At 73.7% G+C, this 22,057-nt stretch carries 19 protein-coding genes; 12 read left to right on the top strand and 7 right to left on the bottom strand.

All coding sequences use genetic code 11. The features are described 5' to 3' along the window. Nucleotides 1-170: 170 nt before the first annotated feature. The 3 genes from ACH4C6_RS06565 to ACH4C6_RS06555 all read left to right on the top strand — a co-directional run bounded on the left by ACH4C6_RS06565 (nt 171) and on the right by ACH4C6_RS06555 (nt 3,341). Complete coding sequence (locus ACH4C6_RS06565; protein ID WP_398107399.1) at nt 171-1,436, top strand: glycosyltransferase family 4 protein; 1,266 nt, start codon at nt 171-173, stop codon at nt 1,434-1,436. After that, nucleotides 1,433-2,503 carry a transferase gene (locus ACH4C6_RS06560; protein WP_398107398.1) on the top strand — a complete coding sequence of 357 codons (1,071 nt, stop codon included), beginning with the start codon at nt 1,433-1,435 and terminating at the stop codon, nt 2,501-2,503. The genes ACH4C6_RS06565 and ACH4C6_RS06560 overlap by 4 nt, the downstream gene beginning before the upstream one ends. A 178-nt stretch (nt 2,504-2,681) precedes the next feature. Next, a complete protein-coding gene (locus tag ACH4C6_RS06555) occupies nt 2,682-3,341 on the top strand; it encodes a YceI family protein (protein WP_398107397.1) in 660 nt (219 codons plus the stop codon). 44 nt (nt 3,342-3,385) lie between these two features. Here the strand turns inward: ACH4C6_RS06555 and ACH4C6_RS06550 are convergent, their stop codons facing one another. The 4 genes from ACH4C6_RS06550 to ACH4C6_RS06535 all read right to left on the bottom strand — a co-directional run bounded on the left by ACH4C6_RS06550 (nt 3,386) and on the right by ACH4C6_RS06535 (nt 6,751). Further along, the gene (locus ACH4C6_RS06550; RefSeq protein ID WP_398107396.1) at nt 3,386-3,883 is read right to left on the bottom strand and encodes a molybdenum cofactor biosysynthesis protein; all 498 of its coding nucleotides are present in this window, start codon (nt 3,881-3,883) and stop codon (nt 3,386-3,388) included. A gap of 50 nt (nt 3,884-3,933) precedes the next feature. Further along, nucleotides 3,934-4,947: an MASE1 domain-containing protein gene (locus ACH4C6_RS06545; RefSeq protein WP_398107395.1), complete on the bottom strand. Its 1,014-nt coding sequence runs from the start codon at nt 4,945-4,947 to the stop codon at nt 3,934-3,936. Between the two features lie 51 nt (nt 4,948-4,998). Continuing rightward, nucleotides 4,999-5,829, bottom strand: coding sequence for a PP2C family protein-serine/threonine phosphatase (locus ACH4C6_RS06540; protein ID WP_398107394.1), 831 nt, complete (start codon nt 5,827-5,829; stop codon nt 4,999-5,001). 79 nt (nt 5,830-5,908) lie between these two features. Next, nucleotides 5,909-6,751, bottom strand: coding sequence for a DUF817 domain-containing protein (locus ACH4C6_RS06535; protein ID WP_398107393.1), 843 nt, complete (start codon nt 6,749-6,751; stop codon nt 5,909-5,911). 229 nt (nt 6,752-6,980) lie between these two features. Here ACH4C6_RS06535 and ACH4C6_RS06530 point away from each other — a divergent pair, with 229 nt between their 5' ends. Then, the gene (locus ACH4C6_RS06530; protein WP_398107392.1) at nt 6,981-7,616 is read left to right on the top strand and encodes a DUF998 domain-containing protein; all 636 of its coding nucleotides are present in this window, start codon (nt 6,981-6,983) and stop codon (nt 7,614-7,616) included. Between the two features lie 121 nt (nt 7,617-7,737). Then, entirely contained in the window at nt 7,738-8,943 is a 1,206-nt protein-coding gene (locus tag ACH4C6_RS06525) for a glycoside hydrolase family 64 protein (RefSeq protein WP_398107391.1), read from the top strand. A 119-nt stretch (nt 8,944-9,062) separates the two neighbouring features. On the opposite strand, the gene ACH4C6_RS06520 is transcribed toward ACH4C6_RS06525, so the two are convergent. Beyond that, nucleotides 9,063-10,061, bottom strand: coding sequence for a helix-turn-helix domain-containing protein (locus tag ACH4C6_RS06520; RefSeq protein ID WP_398107390.1), 999 nt, complete (start codon nt 10,059-10,061; stop codon nt 9,063-9,065). A 109-nt stretch (nt 10,062-10,170) separates the two neighbouring features. Here ACH4C6_RS06520 and ACH4C6_RS06515 point away from each other — a divergent pair, with 109 nt between their 5' ends. Next, nucleotides 10,171-11,199 carry a saccharopine dehydrogenase family protein gene (locus ACH4C6_RS06515; protein ID WP_398107389.1) on the top strand — a complete coding sequence of 343 codons (1,029 nt, stop codon included), beginning with the start codon at nt 10,171-10,173 and terminating at the stop codon, nt 11,197-11,199. A gap of 30 nt (nt 11,200-11,229) precedes the next feature. Here ACH4C6_RS06515 and ACH4C6_RS06510 read toward each other — a convergent pair whose 3' ends face one another. Both ACH4C6_RS06510 and ACH4C6_RS06505 read right to left on the bottom strand, forming a co-directional pair. Beyond that, nucleotides 11,230-11,631 (bottom strand): STAS domain-containing protein, encoded by a 402-nt coding sequence (locus ACH4C6_RS06510; protein WP_398107388.1) that lies wholly within the window; start codon nt 11,629-11,631, stop codon nt 11,230-11,232. A gap of 106 nt (nt 11,632-11,737) precedes the next feature. Continuing rightward, nucleotides 11,738-12,208 carry an ATP-binding protein gene (locus ACH4C6_RS06505; RefSeq protein ID WP_398107387.1) on the bottom strand — a complete coding sequence of 157 codons (471 nt, stop codon included), beginning with the start codon at nt 12,206-12,208 and terminating at the stop codon, nt 11,738-11,740. 472 nt (nt 12,209-12,680) lie between these two features. Here ACH4C6_RS06505 and ACH4C6_RS06500 point away from each other — a divergent pair, with 472 nt between their 5' ends. The 6 genes from ACH4C6_RS06500 to ACH4C6_RS06475 all read left to right on the top strand — a co-directional run bounded on the left by ACH4C6_RS06500 (nt 12,681) and on the right by ACH4C6_RS06475 (nt 22,052). Then, nucleotides 12,681-16,847 (top strand): SpoIIE family protein phosphatase, encoded by a 4,167-nt coding sequence (locus ACH4C6_RS06500; RefSeq protein WP_398107386.1) that lies wholly within the window; start codon nt 12,681-12,683, stop codon nt 16,845-16,847. Then, nucleotides 16,847-17,155, top strand: coding sequence for an STAS domain-containing protein (locus ACH4C6_RS06495; protein ID WP_398107385.1), 309 nt, complete (start codon nt 16,847-16,849; stop codon nt 17,153-17,155). The genes ACH4C6_RS06500 and ACH4C6_RS06495 overlap by 1 nt, the downstream gene beginning before the upstream one ends. Before the next feature lie 106 nt (nt 17,156-17,261). Beyond that, nucleotides 17,262-17,681 (top strand): STAS domain-containing protein, encoded by a 420-nt coding sequence (locus tag ACH4C6_RS06490; protein ID WP_398107384.1) that lies wholly within the window; start codon nt 17,262-17,264, stop codon nt 17,679-17,681. 147 nt (nt 17,682-17,828) lie between these two features. Continuing rightward, complete coding sequence (locus ACH4C6_RS06485) at nt 17,829-18,707, top strand: MEDS domain-containing protein (protein ID WP_398107383.1); 879 nt, start codon at nt 17,829-17,831, stop codon at nt 18,705-18,707. Further along, a complete protein-coding gene (locus ACH4C6_RS06480; RefSeq protein WP_398107382.1) occupies nt 18,704-19,651 on the top strand; it encodes an anti-sigma factor RsbA family regulatory protein in 948 nt (315 codons plus the stop codon). Before ACH4C6_RS06485 ends, ACH4C6_RS06480 begins: the two co-directional genes overlap by 4 nt. 214 nt (nt 19,652-19,865) lie before the next feature. After that, nucleotides 19,866-22,052, top strand: coding sequence for a SpoIIE family protein phosphatase (locus tag ACH4C6_RS06475; protein ID WP_398107381.1), 2,187 nt, complete (start codon nt 19,866-19,868; stop codon nt 22,050-22,052). The last annotated feature ends 5 nt before the right edge of the window (nt 22,053-22,057 follow it).

The raw sequence follows: 22,057 nt of genomic DNA, 5'->3' as shown, positions 1-22,057 counted from the left end.
CTGCGGGCAAACGAGTCAAACCTACCCACACACCTCCGGTGCAACGGTATGGCGTAGACCACTTATGTCCGAGATCATTCCGAAACGGACCCTGGCCGGGAGGCGGGCCGTCCGGCCACAGACTGGTAACGGCAAACAACTGTCCGGTAGTTGCTGCCGTCTAGCTCGGCATGAAGATCTCATTCCTGATCCACAACGCCTATGGGATCGGAGGGACGATCACCACCACGTTCAACCTGGCCGCGGCGCTGGCCGAGCGGCACGAGGTGGAGGTGGTCTCCGCGCTGCGCCACCGGGAACGCCCCCTGCTGACCCCCCACCCGGCCGTCCGGCTGCGGGCCCTGGTCGACCTGCGCACCGAGGCGGATCATCCGCAGCACCGCAAGCCGGCACGGGTGTACCCGGCCGCCGAGTACCGCCACGGCCAGTACAGCGAACTCACCGACCAGCGCATCGGCGAGCACCTCCGGACGCTCGACGCCGACGTCGTCATCGGCACCCGCCCGGGGCTCAACGTGCACATCGCCCGGCAGGCACCGCGGCACGTCCTGCGCGTCGGCCAGGAGCACCTCACCCTGGACAACCACTCACCGCGGCTGCGCACCGCCCTGCGGCGCGCCTATCGCGGGCTCGACGTGATCACCACCGTCACGGAGGCGGACGCCGCCGCCTACCGGCGCAAGATGTGGCTGCCCGGCGTCCACGTGGAGGCACTGCCGAACAGCGTCCCCGACCCCGTCCTGCCGCCGGCCGACGGCACGGCCCGCATCGTGGTCGCCGCCGGCCGGCTGGTCCCGGTCAAGCGCTACGACCTGCTCATCGAGGCATTCGCCCAGGTGGCGGCGGTGCACCCGGACTGGCAGCTGCGCATCTACGGCAAGGGCGCGGAGCAGCCCCGGCTGCGCGCGCTCATCGAGCGGCTCGGGCTGTGGAACAACGTGTTCCTGATGGGGGCCGCCACGCCCATGGAGGCGGAGTGGGCCAAGGCGTCCATCGGGGCCGCCGCCTCGAACTTCGAGCCGTTCGGCATGACCATCGTCGAGGCCATGCGCTGCGGACTGCCCGTCGTCAGCACCGACTGCCCGTACGGGCCCGGCGAGATCATCGCGGACGGCGCCGACGGCCGCCTGGTCCCGGTCGGCGACCGCGACGCCCTGGCCGCCGCGCTGCTGGAGCTCGTCGGCGACGACGAGCGGCGCCGCCGCATGAGCCGCACCGCACTGGAGAACTCCCGCCGCTTCGCGCCCGGCCCCGTTGTCGCCCAGGCCGAGCGCCTGCTGGAGAACGCCGCCGCGGCGAGACGGGCGGAGGGGCGGTCCGCACGGCCGCGCCGACCGGTGGGCAGCGCCCTGACCGGACGGGCGCACGCGGCCCGCGACGCGGCCCGCACCGCCGCGTCGGGCGTCCTGCGCGCGCTCCGGAAGGGCCGCCGATGAGCACGACGGCACCCGGAGGACGTACCGGACGGGGAGCGCGCACACGTGCGGCGGGGGCGACAGCCCCGGCGGGCGCGACCCGCTCTGCGGAAGCGAAGGGCGAGGCGGGCAGGACGCCCCTGGCAGGCGCGAGCGGCGCCGTCGACGGGGCGGACGCGGCGGACACGGCAGGGACGACGAGCGGGGCGGGCATGGCGGGCATGGCGGGCAGGACCGGGGCAGTGGACGAGGCGGTCGCGACGGCGGGGGAGAGCGGGCAGCAGGAGTACGAGACGCGGGCCGACTGCACCGTGGACCCGGACGGAAGGATCACCTTCCGTCTCCCGCCGGTCCCGGCCCCCCACCCCCGGCTCCTGCTCCGGCCGCGCCCCAAGAAGGGGCGGCCCGGGACCGACAGCCGCCTCCTCGACCTGGAGGCCGAGCGGCCCGACGGCCCCTTGAGCGCGGTGCTCCCGCCCCACCCGGCCCTCGCCGAGGGGCGCTGGGACACCTACCTGGTCCCCGGGCCCGACACCGAACCGGTGCGGCTGCGCCCCGGCCTGCGCGATCTGCGCGCCCTGGTGGACGGCCACCTCCGCGACCGCACCTCGCCCGTCGCCGTCCGCATCCCCTACGCGACCAAGGACGGCTTCCTGGCCCTCAGGACGTGGCTGCGCACCGTCCACGCGGAGGCCGGGACGGTGGACGTCACCGACCGGGACATCACGGTCGCGGTCCGGCTGCACGGCGCGCGGCTCGCCGAGGACGCCCTCGTGGAACTGCGCCTGCGCGGCACCGGCACGGTGCACACCCTCCGCCCCCGGGTCGACGAGGACGGCAAGGACTTGTCGTTCACCGCCGGCCGGGACGCGACGGCCGGCGCGAGCGAGGGAGCGGACCAGGTCTGGGACGCCTTCGTACGGCCCACGGCCGGCGCCGCCGCGGTCAGGGTCGCCCGGCTGCTCGACGACATCGCCGACCGCAAGCACGTGCACGTCTACCCGGAGATCCGCTCCGAGGGCTCCACCCTGCGCCCGTACTACACGGTCGACAACGACTTCTCGATCTCGGTGTCGCGGGAATCATGACATGCCCGAAATAAAATTCCCTGGCGTTTTCCATGGGTTTTTCGTTCCCGCGCGGCAACGGTGATGTGTGGGTTGTGTGTAAAAGCCTCGGCGAAATGCAGGTGCGGGCGCGTGCGCAACGCCCCTGAATGGGAAGGGGACTTGCGGTCATAACCAAACTCAAGTACCTAGATGAATCATGAATTTGTTCAACCGCGTCGTGCCGGCCCGCCGTCAGGCGCCGGCCGTCCCCCCACAGCGCCCCGGCGGCGCGGCGTCCCCCACCGGCGTGCATCCGAATCCTCACCTGGCGGATCTCACCGGTGAGTGGGTCGTCGACCCCGCCCACAGCAGGATCGGCTTCTCGGTCCGGCACGCCATGGTGACGACCGTGCGCGGCTGTTTCCTGGAGTACGAAAGTCGGCTCCACTTCGACGCGGACGACCCCACCCGCTCACGTGCCGACGTCACGCTGTTCACCGCCAGTGTGGACACGGGGGTCGAGCAGCGCGACGCCCACCTGGTGGGCCGGGACTTTCTCGACGCCGCGACGTATCCGCGGATGCGCTTCACCAGCACGTCGGTGGAACAGGCCGGTGCCGATCTCTTCCACATGGCGGGAGAACTCACCATCCGCGGCATTTCCCGGCCGGTCGTGCTCGACATGACCTACATCGGCAAGGTCACCGACCCGTTCGGCTACGACCGGGCGGGCTTCGACGGCACCACGACCATCAACCGGACCGACTGGGGCCTGACGTACAACAGCAGGCTCGCCGAGGGCGGCGCGATGGTGAGCGAGAAGGTGCGCCTTCAGTTCGACATCGCGGCCATCCGTACGACGCCGACCGCCGGCTGAGGCGGGAGCCGGGAGCGGGGCCGGTCCCGGCGGCTCCGCGGGCGTCAGCCGGGCTCGTCGCCCCCGGTCACGACGCGGAACGCGGCCGGGCCGACCGCGAGCGTCCCGTCGCTCAGCGGGGTGCACCGCACACCGCCCCGGCCGCGCAGGGCCCGCTGCGCCCCGGGGCCGATGGTCACGTCCATCCACGCGCAGGGCCGTGCGGGCCGCCGCACCGCGAACAGCACCGGCCCCGCGCCGCAGTCGAGGGAGATCGTCGCGCCGACGTACGCGTCGATGTCCACGCCCCGCAGCAGGACGTTGCGCCGTGTGTGCCGGAGGTCGGCGCCCTCCGGGAGGTGCTCGGCGGCCATGAGGGTCACCGCCGCGTCGCGGTGGGCGGGCCGGGCGTAGTAGCGGTCGCCCACCAGTCCCAGTCCGCGGCGCACCGCGACGCCGGTGACGCGTTCGTCGGCGGGGCCGGGGGAGGGGCCGTCCGACGGCCGCCCCGCCAGCCGGTGCGCGGGCGACACCAGCAGCTGCACCACCTCGACCCGGCTCATGCGGCCCAGCGTACGTCCCGCCTACCGGCGCGGACCGGCCCGGCCGCAGGTCAGTCCTCCTGCTGCCGCCCCGAAGCGGCCTCCTCCGACCGGCCGCGGCCGTCCGCCGCATCGCCCGCGGTGAGATGGCCGAGCACCTCCACCAGCTCCTGGCAGGCGCGCTCCACCGAGCGGCGGGTGTGGATCTGCTCGGTGATCACCGCGGAGAGGATCAGCGCCGTGAGCGCCATCGCGCCGTTGAAGGTCTGGAGCTTGAGCATCACCTCCACCCGGTTCAGTCGTTCGAAGGGCCCGACGTGGTCGGTCGCCGCCACGGTGGCCATGACCGAGGCGAACAGCGCGCACAGCATGCTGCCCGCCAGCTGGAAGCGCAGCGCCGTCCAGATCAGCAGGGGGTAGACGAGGTACAGCAGGCTGACCGAGCTGCGCGCGGCCACGGGCAGCAGGCAGCAGGCGACGACCGCCAGGCCCAGGGCCTCCTTCCAGCGCGACAGGGGCAGCGGCCGCCGCACCCGGGCCAGCAGGAGCAGGACCGGCGTGACGAGCAGGACGCCCATCGCGTCCCCGACCCACCAGGCCAGCCACACCGGCCAGAAGCCCGCCCACTCGAGCTGCCCCGTGGCGACCAGGACGCCCGCGCCGGTGGTCGAACTGATCAGCATGGCGGTGAACGCGCCCAGGAACACCAGGGCGAGCCCGTCCCGCAGCCGTGCGAGGTCGGTGCGGAAACCGGCCCGGCGCAGCAGCAGGTACCCCACGACCGGTGCGGCCGTGTTGCCCGCCAGGATGCCGAGCACCGACGGCGTCAGGGAGGTGAGGGACAGGATGACGAAGAAGGCCCCCAGGGCGATCCCCGGCCAGCAGCGCAGCCCGAGCAGCAGCAGGCAGGCGACCGCCACGCCGGTGGGAGGCCAGATCGGGGTGACCACCGCGCCCTCGACGACCAGTTCCCGCAGCAGGCCCAGCCGGCCCGACGCGTAGTAGCAGGCGGCGACGGCCAGCGTCTCCAGAACGACGCGGGCGGGCTTGCGCAGGTCCTGGCCACCGACCACCACAGCGACCATGAGACACCGGGGCCGCCGCCGGGGCGAGACGGGAGCGGGTGTCCTGCGGCCCTATGGCTGAGCGTCCGGCCCGTCGAGGCCCACCACCAGGACGGCGGCGTCGTCGTCGTGCCCCACGCGCTCGGCGCCCTTGATCACCGCCGCGGCGAGGGCGTCCACGTCCCTGCCCGTCGCGGCCGCGTCGCCGGCGAGCCGGGCCACCCGGTCGAGCCCCTCCTCCAGGGGCATCGAGGGGCCTTCCACCACCCCGTCCGTCAGCAGCACGAACACCCCGCCGGTCGTCAGCTCGTACCGGGTCACCGGGTACGGCACACCCGGCTGCACGCCGAGGGGAGGCCCGCCCGCGTCCTCGGCGACACCGCACGCGCCGCCGGCCCTCGCCCAGACGCACGGCAGGTGCCCCGCGCGAGCGCTCTCCACGACGCCGGCGCCCGGGTCGAGACGCATGAACGTGCAGGTCGCGAAGAGGTCCGAGCCCAGCGACAGGAGCAGGTCGTTGGTCCGGGCGAGCAGTTCCCCCGGCTCACCGGTGACCGAGGCCAGGGCCCGCAACCCCGCCCGCACCTGGCCCATGAACGCGGCCGCCTCGATGTTGTGGCCCTGCACGTCCCCGATGGTCAGGCCGATGCGGCCGTCGGCGAGGGTGAACGCGTCGTACCAGTCGCCGCCCACGTTCAGTCCGTGGCAGGCGGGTGTGTAGCGCACCGCCAGACGCAGCCGCCGGACGCTGGGCAGGTCCCGGGGGAGCATGCCGCGTTGCAGCGCGATCGCCAGCTCCACCTGCGACCGCTGCACCTCGGCCTGGGCGCGGGCCTGGGCCGTCAGGGCGCCGAGCCGGACCAGCAGCTCGTCGCCGTCGTCGGCCGTGCCGGTGCGGAACATGGATCACTCCGGCAAAGAGGGCCACCGTCGGGGACGGCCCGGGGGTCGAATCATCCTATTGGCGTCCATAGGATGATACTCAGTCCGGGGTGGCCGGACGACTCCACGCCTGCGCCGGACGCCGGCCCGGGTCCCCGTCGCCCTGCCCGGCCCGCCGCCCCACCGCCGCCAGCACGAACGTCACGCTGATCAGCAGCGCCCAGGCGCCGAACTTCTCCACGCCCACCGGCTCCCAGCCGTGCTGCTGGTAGGGGTAGCGCCAGGCACCCACCAGGGTGGCGAGGTTCTCCGCCACCCACAGGAAGAAGCCGATCAGCACGAACGACAGTGCGAGCGGCATCCGCCACCGCACGCCCCGGACCGTGAAGCGCACCGAGGTGCCCAGGGTGACGGCGAGCAGCAGCGCGGCCAGGGCCCAGCGCACGTCCGGCAGCCAGTGGTGGCTGAAGAAGTTCACGTAGATGCCCAGCGCCACGACGGCCGTCGCCCGCGGGCGGTAGCGCACCAGCTCCAGGTCGAACAGGTGCCAGGCCCGGCACAGGTAGCTGCCGACGGCCGCGTACAGGAACCCGCCGTACAGCGGCACCCCGGCGAACTTCAGCACCGCCGGCTCGGGATAGCTCCAGGACCCGAGGGACACCTTCACCAGTTCGAAGGCCAGCCCGATGGCGTGGCAGGCCGCGATGACGGCGATGTCCCGGCCGGACTCCCACCCGCGCGCCCAGAACACCAGCGTGAGCAGCACCCCGTAGACCACGAGCAGGTCGTAGCGGGCCACGGGCAGGTCGGGCAGCAGCGTGGACGCCGCCACGCCCGACAGCAGGGCGATGGCGAACGCGCAGGCACGCGTCTGCGTCCAGGCGAAGTCGAGCAACTGGCGGACCGGTGCGGCCGGCAGGCCGGTGGTGCTTGCGGGGATCATGGTGCCCAGTAGGACGGTCCTCGGCGCCCGCCGGTTGCAGCCGCTTCACGGGCCCGTGGGGGCGTGCAGGATCAGGCGGAGCACCGCGGCCGGGACCCCGGGCCGGGGACGTGGGAAGCCAGGCGGTGCCGACGCGTCCGCGCGGGGGAGCGGGCCGCGACTACGCCAGGCGGGGCGGCCCGCGCAGCGGGAACCCGGCGTCCCGCGTCGGCCGCCCTACGGTGGCCTGGTGCGATCCGTTCCTCTGTGGGCCCTGCTCTCCTCGGCGTGCGCGCCCGTCGTCCTGATCCTGGGCTGGCTGGTGACGGCGTCCCTCCAGGGCTCCACGTACGACCCGGTCGCCCAGACCATCAGCGTCCTGGCGGCGCCCGGGACAGCGGGCTCCTGGGTCATGACGGCGGCGTTCGTCGCGCTGGGCGTCTGCCACCTGCTCACCGCGTGGGGGCTGCGGCCCGCTGCCGCCGCCGGGCGGATCGCCCTCGCGGGCGGTGGTGTCGCGGCCCTCGCGGTGGCCCTCTTCCCGGCGCCGAGCAGCGGGGGGTCCCTGCGCCACGGTTCGGTGGCCGTGGCCGGGTTCGTCTTCCTGGCCGCGTGGCCCATCCTGGCCGCCCGCTCCGGCCGGGGCGCCCCCTGGGCCCTGCGACCGGTCCCGTCCCTCGGTGCGACGGTGGTGATGGCGCTGGGGGCGGGCTGGTTCCTGCTCGAGCTCCACCTCCAGGGCGCCATGGGGGTGGCCGAACGCGCCGTCACCACCCTGCAGTCGGTCTGGCCCTTCGTGGTCGTCCTGTCCTGCGTCCGCCCGGCGGTCCGGCCCCGCGACCGACGCGCCGGCGCAGATGCGGAGCGTCACCTGGGTTCCCGCTGACACGGCATCGGTGGAATCACCGCGTCCAAGTGATTGACAGGTACGTACCAAGGCGCGACCCTCGGCTTTGAGAGCGCTCTCAACCCTCCCGGATCAGCCATCCGCCGAACGGAGGCAGAGCATGCCATGGACACTCCGACGACGGGCAGCCGCCCTCGCGCTGACGCTCAGCACGGTGCTCGCCGGCTCGGTGCTCGCGACCGGTGCGAGCACCCCCGCCCATGCGGCCGTCCCGGCCACCATCCCCCTGAAGATCACCAACAACTCGGCCCGCGGTGACCAGGTGTACCTCTACAACCTGGGCACCGAACTGTCGACCGGCCGGCAGGGCTGGGCCGACGCGAACGGCACCTTCCACCCCTGGCCCGCGGGCGGGAACCCCCCGACCCCCGCCCCCGACGCCTCGATCCCCGGCCCCGCGGCAGGCCAGTCGACGACGATCCGCATGCCGAAGTTCTCCGGCCGTGTCTACTTCTCCTACGGCCAGAAGCTCGTCTTCAAGCTCACCACCGGCGGACTCGTCCAGCCCGCCGTCCAGAACCCGACCGACCCCAACCGCAACATCCTGTTCAACTGGTCGGAGTACACGCTCAACGACGCCGGCCTGTGGATCAACAGCACCCAGGTCGACATGTTCTCGGCGCCGTACGCGGTGGGCGTGCAGCGGGCCGACGGCAGCACCGCCACCACGGGCCGGCTCAAGCCCGGTGGCTACACCGGTTTCTTCAACGCCCTGCGAGGCCAGCCCGGAGGCTGGGCCAACCTGATCCAGACCCGCTCCGACGGCACCGTCCTGCGCGCCCTCTCCCCGCTGTACGGCCTGGAGACCGGCGCGCTGCCCGCCTCCGTCATGGACGACTACATCAACCGCGTCTGGCAGAAGTACTCCACCTCGACCCTCACGGTCACCCCCTTCGCCGACCAGCCGGGCACCAAGTACTACGGCCGGGTCTCCGGCGGCGTCATGAACTTCACCAACGGCGCGGGAACGGTGGTCACCAGCTTCCAGAAGCCCGACGCCTCCTCCGTCTTCGGCTGCCACAGGCGACTCGACGCCCCCAACGACCAGGTCCGCGGACCGATCTCCCGCACCCTCTGCGCCGGCTTCAACCGCTCCACCCTGCTGGTCAACCCCAACCAGCCCGACGCCGACGCCGCGAACTTCTACAAGGACGGCGTCACCAACCACTACGCCCGCAAGATCCACGCCCAGACGGCCGACGGCAAGGCGTACGCGTTCGCCTTCGACGACGTGGGACACCACGAGTCCCTGGTCCACGACGGCAGTCCGCGCCAGGCCTACCTCACCCTCGACCCCTTCAGCTGACCCGCGGGTGCGGCGTGCGCCCCACTCCCGCCGCACCCCGTACGGCACCCACCTCCCTCCCCGGCGCCACCGGCGCCGCGCGACCCGTTCGCGCGGCGCCGGTGACCGCCCCGGTCGGGTCAGCGGGAAGGGCCGGATCCGCCCGAACCGCCGGCTCCGACGGTCTCGCCGACCGAGCCGGCGCGGGCCCGGAACGTGCGGCGGTAGGCGTCGGGCGGTACCCCCACCGTGCGGTGGAAGTGCCGGCGCAGGGTCGTGGCCGTACCCATGCCGGTGGCCGTAGCCACCGCGTCGACGGTGCGGTCCGTGGTCTCCAGCAACTCCTGCGCACGGCGGATGCGCTGGGTGAGCAGCCAGCGCAGCGGGGTGGTGCCCGTCACCGACCGGAAGTGGCGGCCCAGGTTGCGCGCGCTCATGCCGGCCCGGCGGGCCATGTCCTCCACCGTGATCGGCCGGTCCAGCCGCTGGAGCGCCCAGGGAAGGACCTCGGACAGCGGGTGGCTGCCCGGCTCGGGCACCGGAGTGGTCACGAACTGCGCCTGTCCGCCGTCGCGGTGCGGCGGGACGACCAGACGGCGGGCGAGCGTGTTGGCCACCGCCGCACCGTGGTCCAGCCGCACCAGGTGCAGGCACAGGTCCATCGCGGCGGCCTTGCCCGCGGAGGTCAGCACCCTGCCCTCGTCCACGTACAGCACGTCCGGGTCCACCTTCACCAGCGGGTGCCGCGCGGCGAGTTCCCGCGTGTGCGCCCAGTGCGTGGTCGCACGCCGGCCGTCCAGCAGCCCCGCCGCGGCCAGGACGAAGGCACCCGTGCACAGCGAGGCGATCCGCGCCCCCGCTTCGTGGGCCGCGCGCACCGCGTCGACCAGATCGGCCGGCGGCTCCCGGTCGATGTCCGCCCAGCCCGGAACGATCACCGTGTCGGCGCGCGCCAGCCGGTCGAACCCGTCGTCGGGCTCCAGGCGGAAGCGACCCGCCCGCACAGCCTGCGGACCGCAGATCCGCAGCCGGTACCACGAGGCGTCGGCGCCGGTACCGGCCCCGCCGAAGACCTCGCAGGCCAGCGCCAGCTCGAAGTGCAGCATGCCGTCGGTGACGGCCAGCGCGACGGTGGTCATGTCCGAAAGTATAGGGGGAGTGGCGTTCCGGACAGTCGTGGCGAGCGCCGGCCGCCGCCAGGATGTCCGGGACGGATCACCGCGGAGCACGGAAAACGCAGGGGGAACCATGGCAGTGGGTCGGACGGCAGCGGTGTTCGGGGCCTACGGGCACACCGGACGGTTCGTGGTCGCGGAGCTGGCGCGGCGCGGGTTCGTCCCCGTCCTGTCCGGCCGGGACGCGGACAAGCTCGCGGCGATGGCGCGGGAGACGGGAGGGGAGGCCCGCCCGGCGTCGGTGACGGACCGGGCGTCGCTCGACCGGGCCCTGGCCGGCACGGCGGCGGTGATCAACTGCGCGGGCCCGTTCGCCGCGACCGCCGGCCCCGTGGTCGAGGCGGCACTGCGCGCCGGCATCCCGTACCTGGACGTCGCCGCCGAGATCGAGGCCAACGCCGACACCTTCACCCGGTTCGCCGGGCGTGCGCGGCAGACCGGGGCGGTGGTCGTCCCGGCGATGGCCTTCTTCGGCGGACTCGGCGACCTGCTGACCACCGCGGCCATGGGGGACTGGACCGCGGCCGACGAGGCGCACATCGCGTACGGACTCAGCAGCTGGCACCCCACCGCAGGGACGCGCACCTCGGGCGCGGTCTCGCGGGAGCGGCGGGACGGACGGCGGGTCCGCTTCGCGCAGGGACGCCTGGAGTACCGCGAGGACACCCCGCCGACCCTGGAGTGGGACTTCCCGGGCCCCTTGGGCCGCCGCCCGGTGATCGGGGAGTTCACCATGGCCGACGTCGTCACGATCCCCAGTCACCTGGCGGTCCCGGACGTGTGCACGTACATGACGGTGGAGGCGGCCCGGGACATCGCGGCCCCGGACACCCCGGCACCGGCGGCCGTCGACGGGAGCGGCCGGTCCGACCAGACGTTCGTCGTCGACGTCGTCGTGCGCTCGGGCGGCGCCGAGCGGCGGGCCGTGGCCCGCGGACGGGACATCTACGCCGTCACCGCTCCGCTGGTGGTGGAAGCGCTCGAGAGGGTGCTCACCGGACGGGCCCGCGCCGTCGGCGTGGTCTCCGCCGGCCAGGCGTTCGACGCGCCGGACTTCCTGCGCGCGCTGTCGCCGCACGTCACCGTGGAGCCGCGTCCGTGACGCGCGGCTTCCCCGTGGCGGCCGGCCGGTTCAGGCCGTCTCGATGCCGAGGTCCGCCGCTGCCTCCCGACGGGGGCGGCGGGTCATGCTCCGGAAGCGGCGGGCGCGGGAGACGGCTTCCGGAAGGGTCGGCACGACCGGCATGACACCGGTCAGCCCGAGCGTCCGAAGTCGCCACCGCAGGTGCTCGTCGGGCACGGCCACGAGCAGCGCGCCCCCGGCCGCCTCCAGCCTCTGCCAGAACGTCAGCAGGACGGTGATGCCGGTGGAGTCGATGTAGTCCACGGGCGTGGTGTCCAGGACCAGGTAGCGGCAGCCACCGTCGAGCAGTTCCTCGCCCGCGGCGCGGACATCGGCACTGGTGAAGAAGTCGACGTCCTCGGGCAGCGCCGCGACGGCCAGATCCTCCTCGCGGCTGATCAGCGTCAGCACGATCGTCCCTCCTCCTCGTGCTCGGTCCATGGCTCCCCGGCCCAGGGTCGCCCGTGTCGGTCGTACGTCGGTCGTACGTCGGTCGAGACTATGCGAGAAACTCCGGTCAGAACGCCGGCTGCGGCCCGTGGCCCCCCGGCGCCGGGGGAAGGCCCAGCTCGGCCATCACCTGTTTGCCGCCCTCGACGGTGATGGTGCGGAACTGCTCGCACAGGCGTGTGATGAGGTGGAGTCCGTGACCGCCCACGCGCCTGGGGTCGGGGAGGCGCGGTGTGGGCGCCTCGGGCGAGCTGTCGCGGACGGTGATCCGCAGCCGGCCGGGCGAGAGCACCTCGAGGAGGAGACCGCCGGGTCCCGGCGCGTGGCGCAGGGCGTTGGTGACGAGCTCGCTGACGACGATCTCGGCGTCCTGGCTGATCCGGGGGTCGCGGTGGTGACCGGCCCGTGCCAGCAGACCGCGTACCGCGTTGCGTGCGTCGGCTATGGATGTTCCCTCGGAGCCCCAGACGGCGCCGAAGCGCGGGGGTGTCACCGGGGTGCGAGCATCCGTGACGTGATTCCTCAGCGGGATGACCATGGGGGGTTCCTGTGCGGTGAGGCTGCCTGCGATCACTGATCGTTTCTGTCGGACGATTTCCGCTTACCCACTGTGGCCGCATTCATGAGGGGGACCGCCCCCTTCATGAGGAGGACCGCCGCGCGATGTCACCGGCGGCCGGACGGCGTGGGTGCGGCCGCCCGGGCGCACCCGTGCCCGGGCAGTCCGCATGAAGTACCCGCCCGTCGGCAGTAGGCTGATCGGCGACTGCTCGACACCTACGTCACGTCCGCACCGCGACCGCGTCCGTGACCGCCCTGGGGGAGGGGCCGGCCGGGGCGGAGGGGACGCCGTCACCGCACGCAGGCCGACGTGGCATGCGTCGGCGTCAGGCGGCGGTTTCGGGGCAGACAGAGGCATATGTGCGCGGACCAGGGGCGTCCGCAGTGTTCGGCATGGAATGGGCGTGGAAGTGGTTCCGGAAGCGGGCGGGCATGGAGGGGGGTGTCGTGTGGAGCGCTCCGACGGGGCCGGCCACGGACCGGCGCCGGTGACGGGTACGGGTGACGTGTTCGCCGCCGACCGCGAGGTGGGCGGCGACCTCGCCCGGGTGGACTGGGCCAACACGCCCCTCGGCCCGCCGCAGCAGTGGCCGCAGAGCCTTCAGACCGCCGTCAGCATCCTGCTGTCCTCCCGCTTCCCCATGTGGATGGCGTGGGGCGAGCAGCTGACCTTCTTCTGCAACGCGGCCTACCGGCGCGACACCCTCGGCCGCAAGTACCCCTGGGCCCTCGGCCGGCCCGCCAACGAGGTGTGGGCGGAGATCTGGGGCGACATCGGTCCCCGCATCGAGACCGTGCTGCGCACCGGCGAGGCCACCTGGGACGAAGGGCTGCTGCTGTTCCTGGAGCGCTCCGGCTACAGCGAGGAGACGTACCACACCTTCTCCTACAGCCCCCTGCGCGACGACGCCGGCGACGTCGTCGGCATGCTCTGCGTGGTCAGCGAGGACACCGAGCGGGTGATCGGCGAACGGCGCATGGCCACCCTGCGGGACCTGGGGTCCGACCCGAGCGTGATCCGCACCGAGCGGGAGGTGCTGGCCTTCGCCGACCGTCAGCTGTCCCGCAACCGCCGGGACCTGCCCTTCACGCTGACCTACCTCTTCGACGGCGACGACGCCCGGCTGAGCGGTTCGACCGGCATCGGCCCGGGGCACCCGGCGGCGCCGGCACTCCTGCGCGCCGGCGACCCCGACGGGGTGTGGCCCGCGGGCGCACTGGCCCGGGGCGAGACGGTCCTGGTGCCGCTGACCGGTGACCGCTTCGCCGACCTGCCCGCCGGCGACTGGCCCGAGCCGCCCGAGCAGGCGCTGGTCGTCCCGCTGCTCCAGCAGGGCAGCACCCCCTACGGCTTCTGCGTCGCCGCGCTCAACCGCTACCGCGAGCTCGACGACGGCTACCGGGGCTTCGTCGAGCTGACGGCGGGGCACATCGCCTCCGGCATCGGCAGCGCCCGCGGCTACCAGGCCCAGCAGCGGCGGGCCGAGGAACTCGCCGAGCTGGACCGCGCCAAGACCACCTTCTTCTCCAACATCAGCCACGAGCTCCGCACCCCGCTGACCCTGATCATGGGACCGACCGAGGAACTGCGCACCCGGCTCGCCGACGCCGACGAGCCCGTCCGCCGCGAACTGGACGTCATCCACCGCAACGGACTGCGGCTCGGCAAGCTCGTCAACACGCTCCTGGACTTCTCCCGCATCGAGGCCGGCCGGATGCAGGCCCGCCACGAACCCGTCGACCTCGCCGCCGTGACGGCGGAGCTGGCCAGCGTCTTCCGCTCCGCGATGGACAAGGCCGGGCTGACCTTCGACGTGGACTGCCCTCCCCTCGACGAGCCGGTCTACATCGACCGCAGCATGTGGGAGAAGGTGGTGCTCAACCTGCTGAGCAACGCCCTGAAGTTCACCTTCGAGGGTTCGGTGGGCGTCCGGGTGCACCGGTCGGGCGCCGAAGCCGTGGTGAGCGTGTCCGACACCGGCATCGGCGTGCCCGCCACCGAGATGCCCCGGCTGTTCGAGCGCTTCCACCGCATCGAGAACGCCCGCTCCCGCTCCAACGAGGGCAGCGGCATCGGACTCGCCCTGGTGCGGGAGCTGGTGGGCCTGCACGGCGGTTCCATCACCGCACGGAGCAGCGAGGGCGAAGGCACCACGTTCACCATCCGGCTGCCCTTCGGCACCGCCCATCTGCCCCCGGACTCCGTGGTGTCCGAGGCGAGCAGCACCGCGGCCGCCGCGACCGCCGACCCCTTCGTGCAGGAGGCACTGCGCTGGCTGCCGGCCGGCGGCACCGCCGAGGGCATCGGCGTGCCGACCGCCGCGAACACGGCCGAGACGCGGGGGCCCGGCCCGGCCGGCAGCGCCCGGGTGCTGGTCGCCGACGACAACGCCGACATGCGCGAGTACCTCTCCCGCATCCTCGCCGGAGCCGGGTACGAGGTCATCACCGTCACCGACGGGATCGAGGCCCTCCACGCCGTCCGCCGCGACCTCCCCGACCTCGTCGTCAGCGACGTGATGATGCCCCGGCTGGACGGCCTGGGTCTGGTGGCCCGGCTGCGCGCGGAGGCCCGCACGGCCGCGGTGCCCGTCCTGCTGCTGTCGGCGCGGGCCGGGCAGGAGGCGTCCATCGAGGGCCTGCACGCCGGTGCGGACGACTACCTCGTCAAGCCCTTCGCCGCCGCCGAACTCCTCGCCCGGGTGCGCGCCAACGTCGAACTGGCGCGGCTGCGCGGCCACCACCTGCGGTGGCGGACGGCCGTCATCGACTCGCTGCAGGAGGCGTTCTTCGTCTGCGACGAGTCCGGCGCGGTCGTGGAGATCAACTCCGCCTTCACCGACATCCTCGGCTTCGGCGCCGAGGACCTCCCGTACGCGCCCCTCCACCCGTGGTGGCCCGACCCGGGCACCGACCCCGAGGCGCACCGCCGGGTCGGTGCCGCCTTCGCCGGCCTGCTGAAGGGGGAGCAGGGTTCCTCGACCGTTCCGGTCGCCCACCGCGACGGCCACCGCCTGTGGATAGCGGTCACCTGGAACAAGGCGCAGGACCCCGACACCGGACGGCAGGTCACGGTCGGCACCTTCCGCGACGTCACCGCCGAGCACTACGCCGTCCAGCGCCAGACCGCACTCGCCGCACTGAGCACGGCCCTGTCGCAGGCCACCAGCCTGCCCGAAGCACTGTCCGGCGCCCTCGCGGAGCTCAGGACCCTCTGGCGGGCCCGGAGCGTCGTGGCCGCCGTGTTCGAGCACGGCGACGTGCCGACCCTGACCACCACCGACCCCGACCTCGGCTGGGACGACCTGCCCGCCGAGCGCCAGGACCTGCTCACCGGCCTGCGGCACCTGTCACCGCTCACCCCGGTCCCGGAGGACAGCGGCGCCGTCGTCCTGCTGGAGCACCCCCTCGGCCCCCTGGCCCTGTGGATCGACCTCGGCGAACACCGGCCCTTCACCGGCGAGGACCAGCTGCTGCTGTCCCTGCTCGCCGGACACCTCGCCCAGGGCCTGGTCCGGGCGCACCAGATCGACCAGCAGCGCGAGACCGCCATCGCCCTCCAGCGCGCCATCCTGGGCCCCGCGCGGCTCCCCGACGGATTCGCCGTGCGCTACGAACCCGCCACCCGCCCGCTGGAGGTGGGCGGCGACTGGTACGACACCATCACCCTGCCCGACGGCCGGATCGGCATCGTCGTCGGGGACTGCGTGGGCCGCGGCCTGCAGGCGGCCAGCGTCATGGGACAGCTGCGCAGCGCCTGCCGCGCCCTGCTGCTGCGCGAGTCCGGCCCCGCCAGCACGCTGATGGCGCTCGACCAGTTCGCCGCGAGCGTCCCGGGCGCGCAGTGCACGACGCTGTTCTGCGGTGTCCTCAGCCCCGCCACCGGGGAGCTGACCTACTCCAGCGCCGGGCACCCGCCGGGGATCCTCGCGCACTCCGACGGCGGGATGCGGCTTCTCGACGACGGACGGTCCCTGCCGCTGGGCGTCCGCCCGGGCCGGGAGCGGCCGGAGGCGCACTGCGTCCTGCCCGCGCGCTCCACGCTGCTTCTTTACACCGACGGCCTGGTCGAACGCCGGCGCCGTTCCCTCGACGCCGGCATCGAAGCGGCCGGAGAGGCGGTGCAGGAAGGCCGCGAGGTGCCCGTCGACGACCTCGCCACCGCGTTGATGTCCCGGCTGTCACCGGCCGGCGGCTACGACGACGACGTGGCGCTGCTGCTCTACCGTCACCCGGGCCCGCTGGACCTGTCGTTCCCGGCCGAGTCCGCCCAGCTCGCCCCCGTCCGCCAGGCGCTGCGCGGCTGGCTCGACCAGTGCGACCTGCCCCCGCACGCCGTGCAGAACGTCCTCGTCGCCGCGGGGGAGGCCTGCGCCAACGCGATCGAGCACGGGCACCGCAACGCGCCGGGGGAGGCCGTGCGGCTGCGTGCCGAGGCCCTGGTGGACAGCCTGCGGCTCACGATCGCCGACAGCGGCCGGTGGAAGGTGCCCCAGCCGGAGCTCAACACCCACCGCGGGCGGGGTGTCGCCCTGATGCGGGCCATGATGCAGCGCGTCACCATCACACCCGGCCCGTCCGGCACCACCGTCGACATGCAGATGAGGATCGCCTGATGACCACCCCGCTCACCCTCACCCCGGGCCGGCGCCCCGACGGCACCCCGCGGCTCACGGTCAGCGGCGAGATCGACATGAGCAACGCCGTCACCCTGGCCGAGGCCCTCGACGCCGGCTCGGGACCCGTCGAGGTGGACCTGACCGCGGTGGAGTACCTGGACAGCGCCGGGCTCAACGTGCTCTTCGCCCACGCCGACCGGCTGGAGCTCGTCGTCCCCCCGCTGCTGACGCCCGTCCTCACGGTCTCCGGCCTGGCGGAACTGGTCACCGTCCACGCTCGGAACGGCGGGCCGCCGCAGCCATGACCCGGGCGTGCCCGCCCCCGCCCGCCCCCGGGGAGCAGGCACCGCCCCTCCCCGCCTCACCCCGCCACGACGCCCCTCAGAAGCACCAGAGCCCCGGCCAGGAGTGATGACAGACGTGTCCGACATGCTCGACATGACCGTCCAGCACCTCAGCGACCGCAGCGCCGTCCTCGCGGTCGCCGGGGACGTGGACCTGCACACCTCGCCCACCCTGCGCGCCCACGCCCTGACGCTGGTCGGCGAGGGGGTGCGGCATCTGGTGCTGGACCTGGCCCGGGTGGATTTCGTCGACTCGACCGGTCTGAGCACCTTCATCACGCTCCTGCACGCGACGCAGCGGCGGAACGGCACGCTCCACCTCGCCGCCGTCCCCGACCGCCTGATGCGCATGGTGACGATGACCGGCATCTCCCAGCTGCTGCCCGTCCACGCGACGGTGGACGACGCCGTGGCCGCCGACCCCGGCGCCGGGGCTGTGACCGACGTCGCGGCCGACGCCCCTCGGGACGCGGCCACCCCCGGCTGACACCGTGACCTGCGATGCGTCCGTTTTCCGGAGTGACGCCCGCGGAGGCCGGGGCCTCTCGTCCAGGGGCCCGTCTGAGGTACGCTGCCGTGTGCTGTCGGCCCGAGAAGCACGGTATCTCCACGTCTGGAAGGAGCCGGTGAGCCCATGCGGGACACACGCCCGACCTCTTCCGGTGGTGAGACCGCGGCCGCCCGTCACGTCGCCGTGAGCTACTCCAGCGACGACGAGTGGGCCGGTCACCTCGTGACCTTCGTACGGGCCGGGCTCGACCGGGGCGAACAGGTGCAGTACTTCGCCGACGCCACGGACCCCGACCGCGTGACGCACGTCCTCACCGAGCACGGTGTCGACGCCGCGGGGGCCCTGCGCCGCGGACAGCTGCTGGTGACCACCGCGGGCGAGACGTACCTGGCCGGATCCGGCTTCGACCCGGAATCCATGATCGGCCTCTGGCAGCAGGCGGTGGACGGCGCGGCCGCCGAGGGCTACCGGAACCTGCGCGTCATCGGAGAGATGTCCTGGGGGACCCGGCGGATACCCGGGGCCGACCGCCTGCTCGAGTACGAGATGCGCATCCACCACGAGGTCTTCGAGCGGTTGCCCCTGACCGCGTGGTGCTTCTACGACCGGCGCCTCTTCCCCGGCGACGCGCTGGCGGCACTGGCCGCTGCACATCTGAACTGCGCGGACGGCGCGGCCGGGGGCGTCGGCGTACCGGCCCTGTCGGCGACCCCGCTGGCGGACAGGCCCGGCTTCCGCCTCTCCGGCGCCGGCGGGTACGAGAGCCGTCGTGTCGCCGCCGCGGCCGCCGCTTCCCTCGCCGCCTCGCCGGCCACCGACCTCGTGCTCGACCTGTCGGACCTGGACCACCTGGACGTGGCCGCCGTGGCCGAGATCGCCCGCGCCGCACGCGGCCGGCCCGCGACGTCGCCGGTGCGGATCCTGAACGCCCCGCCCGCCTTCCACCGCGTGCTGGAACTCTTCCCCGAGCTGGGTGCCGGTCTCGAGGAGGTCGGGGCGTGACGACGTATTCGCGACCGTCGGCCGTCCGCAGCCAGGACTCGGCGTTCCACCACCCCGCCGTCTTCTACGGCACCGACCAGGAGTACCTGAGGAGCGTCGGCGAGTTCGTCCGCCGGGAAGCCGCCCTGGGCAGGCCCGTGCTCGTCGCCGTGCCGGGCCCCCGGCTCGGCCTGCTGCGCGACGCACTGGGGGACCTGGACGTCACCTGGGTCGACATGTGCCAGGTCGGCCGCAACCCGGGACGCATCCTGTCGATGCTCCAGGAGTTCGCCGACCGGCACGCCGAGCGGCACCCCTCCGTCGTGGGCGAGCCGATCTGGGTCGGCCGCACCCCGGAGGAGGCCCGTGAGGCCACCCGTCACGAGGCGCTGATCAACCTGGCCTTCGCCGGCCGGCAGGCCACGATCCTGTGTCCCTACGACACCCGCCTGCCCGACTGGATCCTCTCGGAGGCCCACCGGACGCACCCCGTCCTCGGGGCCGCCGAGGACTGCCGCCCCAGCTCTCACTACACGGACCCGCTGGCGGTGGACCGGGACTGCGACGCACCCCTGCCCGAGCCCGCGGACCCGGTCGTCCTGCACTTCGAGGAGCAGGACCTCGGTCAGGTCCGCGACGCCGCCGCCGAGTGGGCGCAGAACGCCGGCATGACCGCGCGCCGCCGCACGGACTGGCTGCTCGCCGTGAACGAGGCCACCGGCAACTCCGTGCGGCACGGCGGCGGGCGCGGCACCCTGCGGCTGTGGCGGACCGGCGACACCCTGATCGCCGAGACGAAGGACCGCGGCCGGCTCACCGATCCGCTGGTCGGCCGGCGCCGCCCCGACCCCTTGTCCCCGGCCGGCGGGCGCGGAGTCTGGATGATGCACCAGCTGTGCGACCTGGTGGAGATCCGCACGCCCGCCTCGGGCCTCGTCGTGCGGCTGCACCTGACCGTGGACTGAGCGCCCCGATGGCGCACAGCGTGTTACCGGCGGTCACCTGCCCTTCCGGTCCTTCCGATCTTCTTCGGACAGGCATGCCCGGGCCGTTCCGGTGCATACGACCATGGATGCGGCATGACCCATGCCGGACGAACGTGACGTCGGCTCCCCCTCGTGTCCGGGGCGGGTGGCCGGCCGGGGGGACGAGATGACGGCCGAGCGTGAACGGAGACCCATGAGCGGCACCCGCATGTCCGGGACCGTGCGTGACGAGGACCTCTCCGTACTGTTCGGGACGTCGACCGCGCTGTTCGCGTCCATGGCGGGGCCCGCCCACGTCCTGGAGGCGGCCAACCCGGCCTTCTTCGCGGCGATCGGCGGCGGCCGCCGGGAGCGCACCGGGCTGCCGCTGGCCGAGCTCATGCCCGAGCTGGTCCCCCAGGGGTTCATCGAGCTCCTGGACCAGGTGTACCGCTCGGGGGAGCGGCACATCGGCCGGGACGCCCGGGTCGTGCTCGGCGCCGGTGAGCAGACCCGCGAGGCGTACTTCGACTTCACCTACGAGGCCCGGCGGGACTCCGGCGGCAACGTCATCGGCGTCCGCATGATCGGTGTGGAGACCACGCAGGCCAAGCAGGCCCGGCGCCTGGCCGCCGAACAGCGCGCGCTGCTGGAGCAGATCGCCCGCCAGGCCCCGCTGCCCGAGGTGCTCGAAGGCATGTGCCGGACGATCGAGGAACTGTCGCCGGAGGTGATCGTCTCCGTCCTGCTGGCCGACGAGGACGGCCGGCACCTGCGCCACGGCGCGGCGCCCAGCCTGCCCGTCTTCTACAACCAGGCCATCGACGGCATCGTCACCGGAGAGGGCGTCGGCTCCTGCGGCACCGCCGCCCACCGTCGCCGCACCGTCGTCGTCGCCGACATCGCCACCGACCCCCTGTGGGCCGACTTCCGCGCCCTCGCCGGGCAGGCGGGGCTCGCCGCCTGCTGGTCCACGCCGATCCTGGCGCGCGACGGCCGGGTCCTCGGCACCTTCGCCATGTACCACCGCACCCCCCGCCACCCCCAGGACAGCGACCTTGCACTGGCCCGGGTGTTCGCCGACACCGCGGCCCTCGCCGTCGAGCGGCACCAGGCCGAACAGGCCCGCCAGGCCGCCGACGCGCGGGAGAAGGCCGCCCGCGAGGACCTGGCGTTCCTGCTCACCGCCAGCAGCGCCCTGTCCGGACGGCTGGACGAGAGGCAGACGCTCCAGCGCCTGGCCGCCCTGTCCAGCCCCACGCTCGCCCCGCTGGCCGCGGTGGACATCGTGGACGGCGGACGCGTCCAGCGGGTGGCCGCGGCCGCGCCCGGCGAGGAGCAGCGCGCGCTCCTGGCCTCCCACACCCCCTCCCGCGAGGCCGAGGACGACGCCGTCGCCCGGGTCCTGGCCTCCGGCCTGACCGAAGTGGCCCGCCGCAGCCCGACGGGCAGCGGCCCCTGGCGGGAACTGGGCGTCACCGGCTACGTCTGCGTTCCCCTGGTGGACCGCGGGCGGCCGTTCGGCGCGCTGACGCTGCTGTCCACCGACGGGCACTCCTTCGACGGCCACCGGGTGGCCCTCGCCGAGGAACTGGCCCGCCGCGCCGCCTCGGCCGCGCGCAACGCACGCCAGTACGCCCAGCGCGCTACGCTCGCCCGCGACCTGCAGACCGGCCTGCTGCTGCCCGACCTGCCCGACATCCCCGGCGCGCGGCTCGCCGCCTTCTACCACCCGGCCGGTGAGGGACTGGAGATCGGCGGCGACTTCTACGACGTCTTCCCCCGGGAGGACGGCAGCTGGGCCTTCATCCTCGGGGACGTCTGCGGACGCGGAGCCACCGCCGCGACCACCACCGCCCTGGTCCGCCACACCGCGCGCGCCGTCACCTCGCTGCTCGACGATCCCGTCGACGTCGTCAAGGCCGTCGACAAGGCCCTCAACGACCGGCACGCCCACCAGAACAACGGCTTCGTGACCCTCGTCTACGGCCACCTCACCCCGTCCCCCGACGGGGTCGGCGTCCACCTGGTCCGTGCCGGTCACACCCTGCCGCTCGTGCTCGACGGCGACCACCGGGTCGAGACGGTCGAGGCGTCGGGCGGGCTCATCGGCATCGGCATCCCGCCGACGCTCACGGCGAGCCGCTTCACCCTGCGCCCGGCGGAGAGCCTGATGCTCTACACCGACGGCATCACCGAGTGCCGGGCCTCCGGTGCCGAGCAGTACGGCGAGGCCCGGCTGGTCGAGGCCCTCGGTTCGGCCCCGCTCCGGCCGACGGCGGACGACATCGTCGCCACGGTCGCGGAGGATGTCCGCACGTTCATGGGCGGCCGCACTGTGGAGGACGACCAGGCGGCCCTGGTCATCACCGCCGGGGATCCCGCGCCCGACCGCGCCTGAGCTGA

The organism is Streptomyces sp. NPDC017943, assembly GCF_044328425.1.
In the GTDB taxonomy this organism is placed as follows: Bacteria; Actinomycetota; Actinomycetes; order Streptomycetales; family Streptomycetaceae; genus Streptomyces; species Streptomyces djakartensis_A.
Note: the sequence above shows the minus strand (reverse complement) of the source record. Positions and strands in the feature narration are given on the sequence as shown.